Raw genomic sequence first — 11,815 nt, forward strand, 5'->3', positions numbered from 1 at the left:
GTATCCGGCCCCTGCCGTCATTGCGAGGAGCCCCTTGGCGACGAAGCAATCCAGCGCCATACGAAGGAAGAACTGGATTGCTTCGTCGCTTGCGCTCCTCGCAATGACGGTCCACCTCGAAGGCCCAACCATGACCGCACAGCCTTATGCCAGCCTCGCCAGCATCTATCGCTATCCCGTCAAGGGCCTGACGCCCGAGCCGCTGACCGATGTCGCGCTATCGCCCGGCCAGCCGCTGCCGGCCGACCGCCGCTATGCCATCGAGAACGGGCCGATCGGCTTCGATCCGGCAGCACCGCAATATTTCCCGAAGACCCAGTTCCTGATGCTGATGCGCAATGAGCGCCTGGCGGCGCTGCGCAGCCGCTATGACGACGCCAGCCATACGCTGACCATCCGACAGGACGGCGCCGAGGTCGCCCAGGCCGACCTGCAGTCAGCCGAAGGCCGCGCGGCCATCGAGGCCTATTTCGCGGAGAACTTTGCCGACGAACTCCGCGGCCCGCCAAAAGTGCTGTTCGCCGAGGGCCACAGCTTTTCCGACGTCCCGCGCAAAGTGGTGTCGATCATCAATCTCGCCAGCGTCGCCGATCTCGAAAAGACGATCGGTCAGCCGGTGCATCCGCTCCGCTTCCGCGGCAACCTGCATGTGTCGGGCTGGCCGGCCTGGCACGAATTCGACCTGCTCGAACGCACGCTGAAGATCGGCGATGCCCGCCTGAAGGTGGTGAAGCGCATCGTCCGCTGTGCCGCGACCAATGTCGATCCGGATACGGCGGCCCGCGATCTCACGATTCCGAAGACCCTGCAGCAGACGTATGGTCACGCGGATTGCGGCATCTATGCCGAAGTGATCACCGGCGGCAGGATTGCAGCCGGCGACCGGATCGAGGTGGAAGCGTAATCCCCGTCATTGCGAGCGAAGCGAAGCAATCCAGGGCCGCAAGCGAAGACTGGATTGCTTCGTCGCTGCGCTCCTCGCAATGACGGAAACATTCTGTAGGGTGGGCAAAGGCGCTCTTGCGCCGTGCCCACCATCTTCTGTCGTGACAGCTGTGGTGGGCACGCTACGCCTTGCCCACCCTACACACCTCAGCTCGACGGCATCACATAGGCGTAGACGCGGCCCTTGGAATACGTCGACTCCGCGACGCGGTTGCCGTGATTGCCGGACACGATGATCGGATTGCCCTTGGCATCGATGCCCGACACGACGCCCACATGGCCGCCGCGGCGTCCACGCGACATCACGGCGATGGCGCCGACCTGCGGGCCGGACAGGCGCTGGCCATAGCTCGAGAACGAGCGTGCCATGTCGGAGCCCGAGCCCTGATGGCCGGTGCGCTTCAGCACGAGGTTCATGAACGCGGCGCACCAGAGCCGGCCGCGCGCGGTCGGATTGCCACGGCCGATGAAGCTGCGCGCGGTGTCGACGAGACCCGAGCCACCGAAACCGCCCGACGGCTGGTTCATGCTCGCATTGGCATTTGCGAAATTTTCGGAATCGCCGAAGGACGGCGTCTGCTGCTCTGCGCGGGCGGCGTGACGGCGCATAGTGCGCGCACGATGCCGGACATGCTTGCGAGAGCTGTGAGTATATTTGCTGACGTGATGCGAATGATGGCGCGAGGCGCCGTGCTGAGGCCGGGCAGAGGCCGGCGAGATGGAAGCAAAGATAGCTGCCGAACACAGCGCCAGAGCAGACAGGCGAAGTGCACGGCGATACGCAACAAAACGAACCATAGAAAGTTAACCCTCGTAATACCTCCGATCCCCAGATCGGAAACACGCTCCAACTTTGTGAGGGGTGTGTGAAAACAGGCTGCGTGTGACGAAAGCAAGACGTCAAACGGCGCGAATCTGGCTCATTTCTGGGCGCCGGACTTAGCTTTGCCTTCAAGTTTAACGATTCTAATACGTCTAGACATAGCAGCCTCCCGCTGAGCGGGAGGCTTTCGTATATTACCTATTTTGATTAGCTAATTTTATTGCATCTTTGGGGTGCATGCAGGCAGCGGCGCAGCCTCCTCCGCCCGCATCCTGAAAGCCTGACTGATAACGCGGTCCATGGAGCGCAGCACACTCTGTCCCTCATGGTGAGGAGCGGCCGTAGGCCGCGTCTCGAACCATGAGTTGGTCTGGCGCAGAGCCTGCGGCCATCCTTCGAGACGCCGCTGCGCGGCTCCTCAGGATGAGGGACGGAGAAGCGAGCTGGGATTACTGTCCCGAGCAAGTCCAGCCAAAAATACCCCATCGCTTGATGAGTCAGACTCTCAGGATGAGGGACGGAGTAATGACCGCGCTTTCCGCTCGCAAAGCGCCGCCGCCGTAGGGCGGATGAGCCGAAGGCGTAATCCGCCAGCCAAGTGCGTGTGGCGAAGAATGGCGGATGACGCTGCGCTCATCCGCCCTACGGCTTGTCGTTACTTCTCCACCCGATGCAGCAGGAATACGCCCTGCTCGCCGAACAGATTCCAGAACCACCACGGCGCATTCAAGCGCAGCGGGCGACCATGAAGATCGAGCGCCACCGCGCGCTCCATCTTCACATGGATCTCGTCGCACAGATGCACGAAGTCCTTGATGGTGCAGAAGTGGATGTTCGGCGTGTCATACCAGGTCGCCGGCAGGTTCTCGGTGCGCGGCATGCGGCCGCCCACGAGCAGCTGCAGCCGCATCCGCCAGAAGCCGAAATTCGGAAACGACACGATGGCGCGGCGGCCGATGCGCAGCAGGTTTTCCAGCACCACGCGCGGCTGCCGCGTCGCCTGCAGCGTCTGCGACAGGATCACATAATCGAAGGCATCGTCGGGATAGTTGATGAGGTCGGTGTCGGCGTCGCCCTGCACCACCGCGAGGCCCTTGCCGACGCAGCGGTTCACGCCTTCACGCGACAGTTCGATGCCGCGGCCGTCGATGCCGCGGCTTTCCAGCAATTGCAGCAGATCGCCGTCGCCACAGCCGACGTCGAGCACCTTTGCGCCGGCCGGAATCATGTCAGCGACGAGCACATGATCGCCGCGATAGTTTTCGAGGCCGCGCGAGGCCGGGCGCGCGAGACTGAAATGCAGGCCTTGTTGCGGCGCGTTCATTTGCCGGCCTCCGCCACGGGCAGGCCATGCACCGATGCCGCCGAATTCAGGAAGGCGTCGGCGATGTCAAGAAACTCCGGCACGTCGAGCAGGAAGGCATCGTGCCCCTTGTCGGTCTCGATCTCGGCGAAGGACACGCGCACGCCGCCGGCATTCAGCGCATGCACCACGTCGCGGGATTCCGCGGTCGGGAACAGCCAGTCCGAGGTGAAAGACATGAGGCAGAAACGTGTCTGCGTATCGCGAAAAGCTTCAGCCAGATGGCCGTCATGGTCCGCGGCGATGTCGAAATAATCCATCGCGCGGGTGAGATAGAGATACGAGTTCGCGTCAAAGCGCTCGACGAAGGACGAGCCCTGGTAGCGCAGATAGCTTTCGACCTGGAAATCGGCATCGAACGAGAAGGTCGGCAGTTCCCGATCCTGCATGCGGCGGCCGAATTTGCGATGGAGCGCGGCATCCGACAGATAAGTGATATGCGCGGCCATGCGCGCCACACCGAGGCCGCGATGCGGATGCGTGCCTTCCTCGAAGTAACGCCCGCCGCGCCAGTCCGGATCGGCCATCACCGCCTGCCGGCCCAGTTCATGGAACGCGATGTTCTGCGCGGAATGTTTTGTCGCGCAGGCGACCGCCAGCGCGGAGAACACGCGTTCGGGATAGGCCGCCGTCCATTGCAGCGTCTGCATGCCGCCCATGGAGCCGCCGACCACACAGAACAGCTGCGTGATGCCGAGACGGTCGATCAGCATGGTCTGCGCGCGCACCATGTCGGGAATGGTGATGACGGGGAAATCGAGGCCCCAGATCTTGCCCGTCGCCGGATTGATCGAGGCCGGCCCCGTCGAGCCCATGCAGCCGCCCAGCACATTGGAGCAGATGATGAAGTAGCGGTCGGTATCCAGCGCCTTGCCCGGCCCGACCATGGTGCCCCACCAGCCCGGCTTGCCGGTGACGGGGTTCTTGTTGAAGACGTGCTGGTCGCCGGTCAGTGCGTGGCAGATCAGGATGGCGTTGGTCTTGTCGGCATTCAGCGTGCCATAGGCCTGATAGGCGATCTGGAACGGAGCGAGATCGACGCCGCAATCGAGGCGCAGCGGCTCGTCGGCGCCGAATTTGGCGACCAGCGAACTCGGATTGTTGGCTTCGTGAAGGCGATCCTCGGGGGCGACCGAGACACTCTTCAAGGGCTGGACACTGACCATCGCGATACCCGGCTCCCTCGCGGGAGTCCTCCACACGGATACCGGGCACAAAAAACCCGGCCTGAACATACGGTTCGGCCGGGAGCAAACGTCCCCGGCCTGTTTAGCGAGTTATTTAACGTGGCTGCAAGCCGGCCGGCTCAAATGACCACGGAGTAGGCAGGGATCGTAGTCCCACCTTGGCCGACCGTCAATATAGGGAGGGGTTAGAACCATTTAAGTGGTTCCAGCCCTTGGCCATCCTTCGAGACGCGGCCTGAAAAGGCCGCTCCTCAGGATGAGGGGAGGAGTATGGCGCTACAGAAGACCCTCATGGTGAGGAGCCCGCGCAGCGGGCGTCTCGAACCATGCAGGCCACGCACTCTCCACACCCTATGCGAGAGTCCGGCTGCATCGGCCGGGATGACGATGTCATGTTTTCTTTGCTTTCATACCCCGTCTTACCTAATCAGGGGCCCTGTCTGCCCAAGGTCGCCCAAGGTCCGTTTTCATGTCGAAACTGCCCCCCGCCCCGCCGTCCCTGAATGAGCTCCGCCAGGAGATCGACAGCATCGACGCGCAGGTGCATCAGCTCCTGATGTCGCGCGGCGACATCATCGACCGGCTGATCTCGGTGAAGCAGACCCAGGAGGTCGGCTCGGCGTTCCGCCCGGCCCGCGAGGCCGACATGATGCGCCGCCTGGTGCAGCGCCATCGCGGCATCCTGCCCATTGACACAGTCGAGGGCATCTGGCGCGTGATCATCTCGACTTTCACCTACGTCCAGGCGCCGTTCTCGCTGCATGCGGACCTGTCGCTCGGCGAAAGCGCCATGCGCGATTCCGCCCGTTTCCATTTCGGTTTTACGGTGCCGTATATCTCGCATTTCAGCGCCGTCGCGGCGGTGGAAGCCGTGGCCAAATCCAAGGGCGACCTCGCGCTGGTCTCCGCCACTTCCGGCCAGACGCCGTGGTGGCACGAACTCGAAGCCGAGGGCGTGCCAAAGATCATCGCCCGCCTGCCGTTCATCGAGCGCGCCGACCATCCGGCCGCCCTGCCGGTGTTCGTGGTGTCCCGCGTCGCCGACAGCGCCATGGTCACCGAGGTGGAATGCTGGAGCGTCCGCGTCTCCGGCTGGAATGCCGAGATTGCCCGCGCGCTGGCGCCTTTGGCCGATGTGGTCGTGGTGCCGGATACCGCCTTCGACGGCGCCTCGCTGCTGGTCTCCATCAGCGCGCCGCAGACCTTCGACGGCATCAAGGCTGCCCTGATCGCAGCGGGGGCCTCGGTACGGTCCTCCGCCCTCGTCGGCAGCCACGCAACCCGCTATACGGTGCCCGCAGACGGCGCGCCGCGCGCCTGAGCTTTTTCCAGACGATCCGGAGCTACCCCAATGTCCCGCCCCGTGCCGAAAGCCGGCATTCTCGATATCGCGCCCTACACCCCCGGCAAGAGCCCCACGCCCGAGGCCGGCCGCAAGGTGTTCAAGCTGTCGGCCAATGAGACGCCGTTCGGCCCGTCGCCGCATGCGAAGGAGGCCTTTGCCCGCGTCGGTACGCATCTCGAGGATTATCCGGAAGGGACGTCCAAGGTTCTGCGCGACGCCGTTGGCAAGCGCTACGGCCTCAACCCCGACAACATCATCTGCGGCGCCGGTTCGGACGAGATCCTGAACCTGATCGCGCATGTCTATCTCGGCCCCGGCGACGAGGCGATCCACACCCAATACGGCTTCCTGGTCTATCCCATCGCCACCATGGGCAATGGCGCCACCAATGTCGTGGCGAAGGAAATCGACTTCACCTGCAATGTGGACGAGATCCTGAAGGTCGTGACTGACAAGACAAAGGTCGTCTGGCTGGCGAACCCGAACAATCCGACCGGCAGCTATCTGCCGATCGCGGAAGTGAAGCGCCTGCGCGCCGCGCTGCCGGATCACGTGCTGCTGGTGCTCGACGCCGCCTATGCGGACTATGTCGGCAAGCCCGATTATGAGAGCGGGATCGATCTTGCGAAAACCACCGAGAACACCGTCGCCTGCTTCACCTTCTCCAAGGTGCACGGCCTTGCGGCGTTGCGCATCGGCTGGATGTTCGGTCCCGCGCATATCGTCGATGCGATGAACCGCGTGCGCGGCCCGTTCAACGTCTCGGCGCCGGCGATGCTCGCCGCCGTGGCTGCGATCGAGGACACCGATCACGTCGAGATGTCGCGCGCCTTCACCGAGAAGTGGCGCGATCTCCTCACCACCGAGATCGAGAAGATCGGGCTGAAGGTGACGCCGAGCGTCGCCAATTTCATCCTGATCCACTTCCCGACCACGGCTGGTCTCACCGCAGCCGAAGCCGACGCGTTCCTGACCAAGCGCGGCCTCGTGCTGCGTGCGGTCGCGAGCTACGGCCTGCATCAGGAGCTGCGCATGACCATCGGCACCGAGGAAGCCAACGAGCTCGTGCTCGCCGCCTTGCGCGAATTCATGCAGCGCAATGACTGACGCGCCGCTCTTCCCACGCATTACGCTGATCGGGCTCGGCCTGATCGGCTCCTCGCTGGCGCGCGGCATCCAGCAGCTCGGCCTTGCCGGCGAACTCGTCGCGACCGACGCCTCGCCGGAGGTCCGTGCCCGCGCCGCAGAGATCAAGCTCGCCGATCGCATTGCCGACGACAATGCGTCGGCGGTGAAAGACAGCGACCTGATCATCTCCTGCGTCCCCGTCGGCCGCGCCGGCGATGTGGCGCAGAGCATCGCGCCGCATCTGAAGCCGGGCGCCATCATCTCCGATGTCGGCTCGGTGAAGGCGTCGGTGTTATCAGCGATGTCGGAGCATCTGCCGGACACCGTGCATTTCATTCCTGCGCATCCGGTTGCCGGCACCGAGAATTCGGGCCCGGATTCCGGCTTCGCCGAACTGTTCATGAATCGCTGGTGCATCCTCACGCCACCGGACGGCGCTGATCCCGCGGCCGTCGAAAAACTCTCGACGCTGTGGTCCACGCTCGGCGCCAATGTGGAGATCATGGGCGCTGCGCATCATGATCTCGTGTTGGCAGTGACGAGCCATCTGCCGCATCTCATCGCCTATACAATCGTCGGCACGGCCGACGAGCTGGAAGACGTGACCCGTTCGGAAGTGCTGAAGTTCTCGGCCGGCGGTTTCCGCGATTTCACCCGTATCGCGGCGTCCGATCCCACCATGTGGCGCGACGTGTTCCTGACCAACAAGGACGCGGTGCTGGAAATGCTCGGCGCGTTTCAGGAGGATCTGTCGAAGCTGACACGTGCGATCCGGCGCGGTGATGGCGAGACGCTGTTCGAGCATTTTACGCGCACGCGGGCGATCCGCCGCGGCATCGTGAATCTCGGCCAGGATGAAGCCGCCGCAGATTTCGGCCGCAAGCATGCGGCGTTGAAGAAGAAAGACAGCTGACACGGCGCTCGCAGCCTGTGGCCATCCTTCGAGACGCCCGCTTTGCGGGCTCCTCAGGATGAGGGCTGAGTCTGGCGCTGTAGAAGACCCTCATGGTGAGGAGCCCGCAAAGCGGGCGTCTCGAACCATGCAGGCCGAGCACTCTCCCCATCCGCGCTCAGTCACAGGTGATAGCCCTGCCCGCACGCGGGCAAGGGAAGATCAAAACAACGGCGGAATCTGCGCGACCTTCAGCGCCCCGAAGAACACCGCACCATCGACGAACTTCAACGGAAACGCACGCGCCGGCTTGCCTTCCAGCGTGGCCGGCGTGCCGATCGAATTCACGCCCGCAGCCAGCGCCCCGCCTGCATTCTTGCGCGCGAAATTGCCGAGGCCGGGGATCGCACGATCCAGCGCGCCCAGAAGATTGTTCACGTCCTGCGACTTCACGCCCGGTGCGAGACGATCCAGCGTCTCCTGCGGCACGCCCATTTCCAGCAGCTTGTCGATGCCGAGTGCATTGATCGCCTTGTCGAGCCCCGTCACCGTCATCTGCAATTCGCCATCGAGATTGCCCGCTGCCGTCAGCCCGAGCACGCCGGTGGCGAGCGAGACAATCTCGCCGGACTGCACCCGCGATTGCGTGATCTGAAGACGACCGCCCGCCGCCTGGATCTCGCGAAAGCGCTGCGGCCAGGGCTTCGGCTCGATATTGTTCAGGCCCGATACCAGCGTACGGATATCTGCATCGAAGGGTGCTGCGAGCAGCGGATGCACATCGGCAATGCTGCCGGACGTCACTTGAAAGGCGGTCTCGATGATCGGCCTTTCAGCGGTGGAATTCGGCGCAGTGCGACCATGGAGCGCGACCCGCTTGGCGCGCACCACCGACGCCGACGCATTGCCGGCGAAGCGATCCAGAGACAGATCGTCGAATACGAGGTCGCCGCTATCCGGCGTGCCCGGCAGTCCAGTGATGCTGCTGCGCGCATTACTCCAGCCCATGGCCATCCAGGGCTGGCCAGCCTGCGAGATGACCGCAGGCGCCTTGAACTCGGCGATCAGCAGGTTCGGCGTATAGATCTGCGCGACGACAAGAATTTCACCGAGTTTTGCGGTGACCGGAATCTGCGTGGCATTCTGCGTCGCCGTCTGCGCTTGCAGCGCCACGCTGACGCCATCACACCGCACTTCAAGCCGGAACGGAAAACCCGCCACCGAGCGATTGGCACAATCATATTTGCGCCCGGCGAGCGCCTCGCGCGCCTGCCACAATTCGACATTCTCATCGACCTTGGAAGCGGCAAAGAACCAGAAGCCGGTCCAGGCAAGACAGATGACGACCAGCACCACGGGCATGAAGAACAGGAGCCCGAGACGGCGGCGGCGAGGTTCAAGAATGTCTGACATGATGGACCCTAGAGCGCAGGAATTTGTCGAAACGGCGGTGCCGACGGGAGGTTTCCTTCGCATGATCGGCTGGCTTCGACCAGTGCGCGTTTTACCGCCGTCATTGCCGGCGCGGCGCGCTGTTCAAGGACCGTCGCACATGGATGAGGAGAGTGCTCGGCCTGCATGGTTCGAGACGCCCGCTTCGCGGGCTCCTCACCATGAGGGACTTTTACAGCGTCCATACTCTTCCCTCATCCTGAGGAGCGGCCGACTTCGGCCGCGTCTCGAAGGATGGCCACGGGCGACGTCGTCTCCTAGAGGCTCCTCGCAATGACGGGGTGTGTTGTGCTAGTGCGACCTCATGACCCCGCTCAATTCGCCAGCCCCTGTCTCCGATCATGACCTCTGGGTGTTCGGCTATGGCTCGCTGATGTGGCGACCGGGCTTCGATTTCATCGAGCAGCTGCCCGCCCGCCTGATCGGCGAGCACCGCGCGCTCTGCGTCTATTCCTTCGATCATCGCGGCACGCCGGAAAAGCCGGGCTTGGTGCTCGGCCTCGACCGCGGCGGCGCCTGCCGCGGCATCGCCTTTCGCGTGGCGGCGGACAAGCGGGATGCGACCATCGCCTATCTGCGGGAGCGCGAGCAGACCACGGGTGTGTATCGCGAAGTGATGCGTTCGGTCTGGCTCGACGACCACGCCCGCTCGCGGGTGAGCGCGCTGACCTATGTGGCCGATCGCAGCCACGTCCAGTATGCGGGCCGGCTGTCGCTTTCCGAGCAGCTCCGTGTCGTAAAGCAGGGCCACGGCCGCTCGGGCAACAATCTCGATTATGTGCTGTCGACGGTGAAGTCCATCGAGGCGCAGGGATTCAAAGACGCGCAGCTGCATAAGCTCGCGATGATGTTGCATGAATGAGCCATAAAACGCGGACCTTTTCCCTCCCCCAAGCGGCGAAGCCGCGCAGCGGGGAGGGTGGCCTGAGCGTAGCGAAGGTCGGGTGGGGTCTCTCCCCACGTGACGTCGGAGTTTGGGGAAGCACCCCACCCGTCTCGAAGCTCGCTGAACGCTCGCTTCGATCCACCCTCCCCGCTGCGCGGCTTCGCCGCTTGGGGGAGGGAGAAGGCGCCCCCTACTTCTCCCTCACCGCTACATCAGGCACCCGCTCGAAAATCCCCGCCTGCTCCGCGCGCCCTTCCGCCACCAGCCGGTCCGTCGCCTCTTCGATCCGCTCCGCCAGCAACGGCAGAAACGCCTTGCGGTCCATCCCCGCCGGCAGCGGCGGCAAAAACTCAACCACCAGCGTGCCGGGATAACGCAAGAACGTCCGCCGCGGCCAGAACAGGCCGGAATTCAGCGCCACCGGCAAACACGGCTCGTTGCTCATGGCATAGATCTGCGCGACACCGCTCTTGTAGTCCGGCGGCGCGCCAACCGGACGGCGCGTGCCTTCCGGAAAAATGATGAGCTGACGGCCGCCCTGGATCGCAACCGCAGCGCGCTTGCTCATATCCATCAGCGCGCGCACGCCGCCCTTGCGATCGACCTCGATCATCTTCGACTTGATCAGATACCAGCCGAAAAACGGAATCCGCCCGAGTTCCTTCTTGTAGATGAACAGCGGCCAGTCGAAGAACTGCAGCAGCGCAAACGTTTCCCACATCGACTGATGCTTGGACGCGACGACCAGCGGACCATCGGGAATGTTCTCGCGGCCACGCACCTCGAACTTCGTATTGCAGACCACACGCATCAGCCAGATGCTGCTGGTGCCCCACAGTTTGGCGATCGTCATGAAGAAGCGCGGCGGCAGCGGCAGCGTCGGAATCGCCACCAGAATCCAGAACACCAGCAGCGCGTAGAACAGCACCTGATAGATCAGCGAACGCAGGAATATCATGTCTTCAAACTTCGCTCGATCAATGTGTCAGGTGGCTCAGGACACCGGCTTGCGCGGCGCGGGTTCAGGCAGCTCGTTGGTATCCGGCATCAGGTCGATGCCGATATGAGCCAGCCGCGCCCGCGCTTCGGCGGCGATGAATTTCACATATTCCGATAACAGCAAACGCAGCGTGGTGCCACTGGTCCACCACGCCTCGTCGCGCCAGCGCTCGCCGATCACCGAGAACGGGATCAGCTCCACATCGGGCAGTTCATGCGACAGTTCCACCAGCGCACGCGGCATATGGTAGTTCGATGTCACCACGATCAGCGAATGAAAGCCCTGCTTGCGCACCCAGCGCCGCGTCTCCACCGCATTGCTGCGCGTGTCGGTGGCGGAGCGATCGAGATCGACGCAACAGGCGAGCAGACGCTGGTCGTTGTCCGGCAACGAGCGCTGGATATTGCCGATGCCATTGGTGGGATGCACGCCGGAGATCAGCAGCCGCTTGCCAAACCCATTGGCGAGCAGATCGAGCGCATCGGCGACGCGCGACGAACCGCCGGTGAGCACCACGATGCCATCGGCCTTGGTGGATGGCGTGATGTCGCCGCTGCGCAGCTGGGACAGGAACGCGACGAAACCAACAAGGCCGGCCATGAAGGAGACGGCGATGGCGCCAACGATCGCCGCACGGATCAGCCGCCGCTTCGGAAGCGGTTTGGCCGGTGCGTCATCGATCTGGTTATGGTCGTCCAACAGGGTCATCGTTTCGGTGCGGTGTTTTGCGGCCACAACTTTATGAGTTTTTCGGAGTCTTGGCGATATTGCAGCCCCGACGATGGCGCTCGATC

The 11,815-nt window shown here is 63.5% G+C and carries 11 protein-coding genes and 1 riboswitch; of the genes, 5 read left to right on the forward strand and 6 right to left on the reverse strand.

The window, feature by feature from the left end; all coding sequences use genetic code 11:
* The first annotated feature begins 130 nt into the window (after nt 1-130).
* Entirely contained in the window at nt 131-904 is a 774-nt protein-coding gene (locus tag ACIQ2A_RS23595; protein ID WP_398484024.1) for an MOSC domain-containing protein, read from the forward strand.
* A 188-nt stretch (nt 905-1,092) separates the two neighbouring features.
* On the opposite strand, the gene ACIQ2A_RS23600 is transcribed toward ACIQ2A_RS23595, so the two are convergent.
* The 3 genes from ACIQ2A_RS23600 to ACIQ2A_RS23610 form a co-directional block, all read right to left on the reverse strand.
* Nucleotides 1,093-1,743 carry a TIGR02594 family protein gene (locus ACIQ2A_RS23600; protein ID WP_398484026.1) on the reverse strand — a complete coding sequence of 217 codons (651 nt, stop codon included), beginning with the start codon at nt 1,741-1,743 and terminating at the stop codon, nt 1,093-1,095.
* 680 nt (nt 1,744-2,423) lie between these two features.
* Nucleotides 2,424-3,092: a methionine biosynthesis protein MetW gene (gene metW, locus ACIQ2A_RS23605; protein ID WP_398484028.1), complete on the reverse strand. Its 669-nt coding sequence runs from the start codon at nt 3,090-3,092 to the stop codon at nt 2,424-2,426.
* Nucleotides 3,089-4,297 (reverse strand): homoserine O-acetyltransferase, encoded by a 1,209-nt coding sequence (locus ACIQ2A_RS23610; RefSeq protein WP_398484030.1) that lies wholly within the window; start codon nt 4,295-4,297, stop codon nt 3,089-3,091. Before ACIQ2A_RS23610 ends, metW begins: the two co-directional genes overlap by 4 nt.
* A gap of 82 nt (nt 4,298-4,379) precedes the next feature.
* Nucleotides 4,380-4,459: riboswitch (SAM riboswitch) on the reverse strand.
* A gap of 328 nt (nt 4,460-4,787) precedes the next feature.
* Here ACIQ2A_RS23610 and ACIQ2A_RS23615 point away from each other — a divergent pair.
* The 3 genes from ACIQ2A_RS23615 to ACIQ2A_RS23625 are packed head-to-tail and all read left to right on the forward strand — an operon-like array spanning nt 4,788 to nt 7,704.
* Nucleotides 4,788-5,639 (forward strand): chorismate mutase, encoded by an 852-nt coding sequence (locus ACIQ2A_RS23615; RefSeq protein WP_398484032.1) that lies wholly within the window; start codon nt 4,788-4,790, stop codon nt 5,637-5,639.
* A 30-nt stretch (nt 5,640-5,669) separates the two neighbouring features.
* Entirely contained in the window at nt 5,670-6,770 is a 1,101-nt protein-coding gene (hisC, locus tag ACIQ2A_RS23620) for a histidinol-phosphate transaminase (protein ID WP_398484034.1), read from the forward strand.
* On the forward strand, nt 6,763-7,704 hold the full coding sequence (locus tag ACIQ2A_RS23625) for a prephenate/arogenate dehydrogenase family protein (RefSeq protein ID WP_398484036.1): 942 nt from the start codon (nt 6,763-6,765) through the stop codon (nt 7,702-7,704). Before hisC ends, ACIQ2A_RS23625 begins: the two co-directional genes overlap by 8 nt.
* A 201-nt stretch (nt 7,705-7,905) precedes the next feature.
* On the opposite strand, the gene ACIQ2A_RS23630 is transcribed toward ACIQ2A_RS23625, so the two are convergent.
* Nucleotides 7,906-9,096, reverse strand: coding sequence for a DUF2125 domain-containing protein (locus ACIQ2A_RS23630; protein ID WP_398484038.1), 1,191 nt, complete (start codon nt 9,094-9,096; stop codon nt 7,906-7,908).
* 343 nt (nt 9,097-9,439) lie between these two features.
* On the opposite strand from ACIQ2A_RS23630, the gene ACIQ2A_RS23635 reads away from it, so the two are divergent.
* Nucleotides 9,440-9,997: a gamma-glutamylcyclotransferase gene (locus ACIQ2A_RS23635; RefSeq protein WP_398484040.1), complete on the forward strand. Its 558-nt coding sequence runs from the start codon at nt 9,440-9,442 to the stop codon at nt 9,995-9,997.
* A gap of 214 nt (nt 9,998-10,211) precedes the next feature.
* Here the strand turns inward: ACIQ2A_RS23635 and ACIQ2A_RS23640 are convergent, their stop codons facing one another.
* Nucleotides 10,212-10,979, reverse strand: coding sequence for a lysophospholipid acyltransferase family protein (locus ACIQ2A_RS23640; RefSeq protein WP_398484042.1), 768 nt, complete (start codon nt 10,977-10,979; stop codon nt 10,212-10,214).
* Nucleotides 10,980-11,015: 36 nt separating this feature from the next.
* The gene (locus tag ACIQ2A_RS23645; protein WP_398484044.1) at nt 11,016-11,729 is read right to left on the reverse strand and encodes a YdcF family protein; all 714 of its coding nucleotides are present in this window, start codon (nt 11,727-11,729) and stop codon (nt 11,016-11,018) included.
* Nucleotides 11,730-11,815: the final 86 nt, after the last annotated feature.

The sequence above is a fragment of the Tardiphaga sp. genome (genome assembly GCF_044336785.1).
Classification (GTDB): Bacteria; Pseudomonadota; Alphaproteobacteria; order Rhizobiales; family Xanthobacteraceae; genus Tardiphaga.

What these genes read in the sequence shown, in the direction of transcription:
- metW (WP_398484028.1), bottom strand. Translation starts at nt 3,092, where the DNA reads ATGAACGCGCCGCAACAAGGCCTGCATTTCAGTCTCGCGCGCCCGGCC.
- ACIQ2A_RS23645 (WP_398484044.1), bottom strand. Translation starts at nt 11,729, where the DNA reads ATGACCCTGTTGGACGACCATAACCAGATCGATGACGCACCGGCCAAA.
- ACIQ2A_RS23625 (WP_398484036.1), top strand. Translation starts at nt 6,763, where the DNA reads ATGACTGACGCGCCGCTCTTCCCACGCATTACGCTGATCGGGCTCGGC.
- ACIQ2A_RS23615 (WP_398484032.1), top strand. Translation starts at nt 4,788, where the DNA reads ATGTCGAAACTGCCCCCCGCCCCGCCGTCCCTGAATGAGCTCCGCCAG.
- ACIQ2A_RS23595 (WP_398484024.1), top strand. Translation starts at nt 131, where the DNA reads ATGACCGCACAGCCTTATGCCAGCCTCGCCAGCATCTATCGCTATCCC.
- ACIQ2A_RS23640 (WP_398484042.1), bottom strand. Translation starts at nt 10,979, where the DNA reads ATGATATTCCTGCGTTCGCTGATCTATCAGGTGCTGTTCTACGCGCTG.
- hisC (WP_398484034.1), top strand. Translation starts at nt 5,670, where the DNA reads ATGTCCCGCCCCGTGCCGAAAGCCGGCATTCTCGATATCGCGCCCTAC.
- ACIQ2A_RS23610 (WP_398484030.1), bottom strand. Translation starts at nt 4,297, where the DNA reads ATGGTCAGTGTCCAGCCCTTGAAGAGTGTCTCGGTCGCCCCCGAGGAT.
- ACIQ2A_RS23630 (WP_398484038.1), bottom strand. Translation starts at nt 9,096, where the DNA reads ATGTCAGACATTCTTGAACCTCGCCGCCGCCGTCTCGGGCTCCTGTTC.
- ACIQ2A_RS23635 (WP_398484040.1), top strand. Translation starts at nt 9,440, where the DNA reads ATGACCCCGCTCAATTCGCCAGCCCCTGTCTCCGATCATGACCTCTGG.
- ACIQ2A_RS23600 (WP_398484026.1), bottom strand. Translation starts at nt 1,743, where the DNA reads ATGGTTCGTTTTGTTGCGTATCGCCGTGCACTTCGCCTGTCTGCTCTG.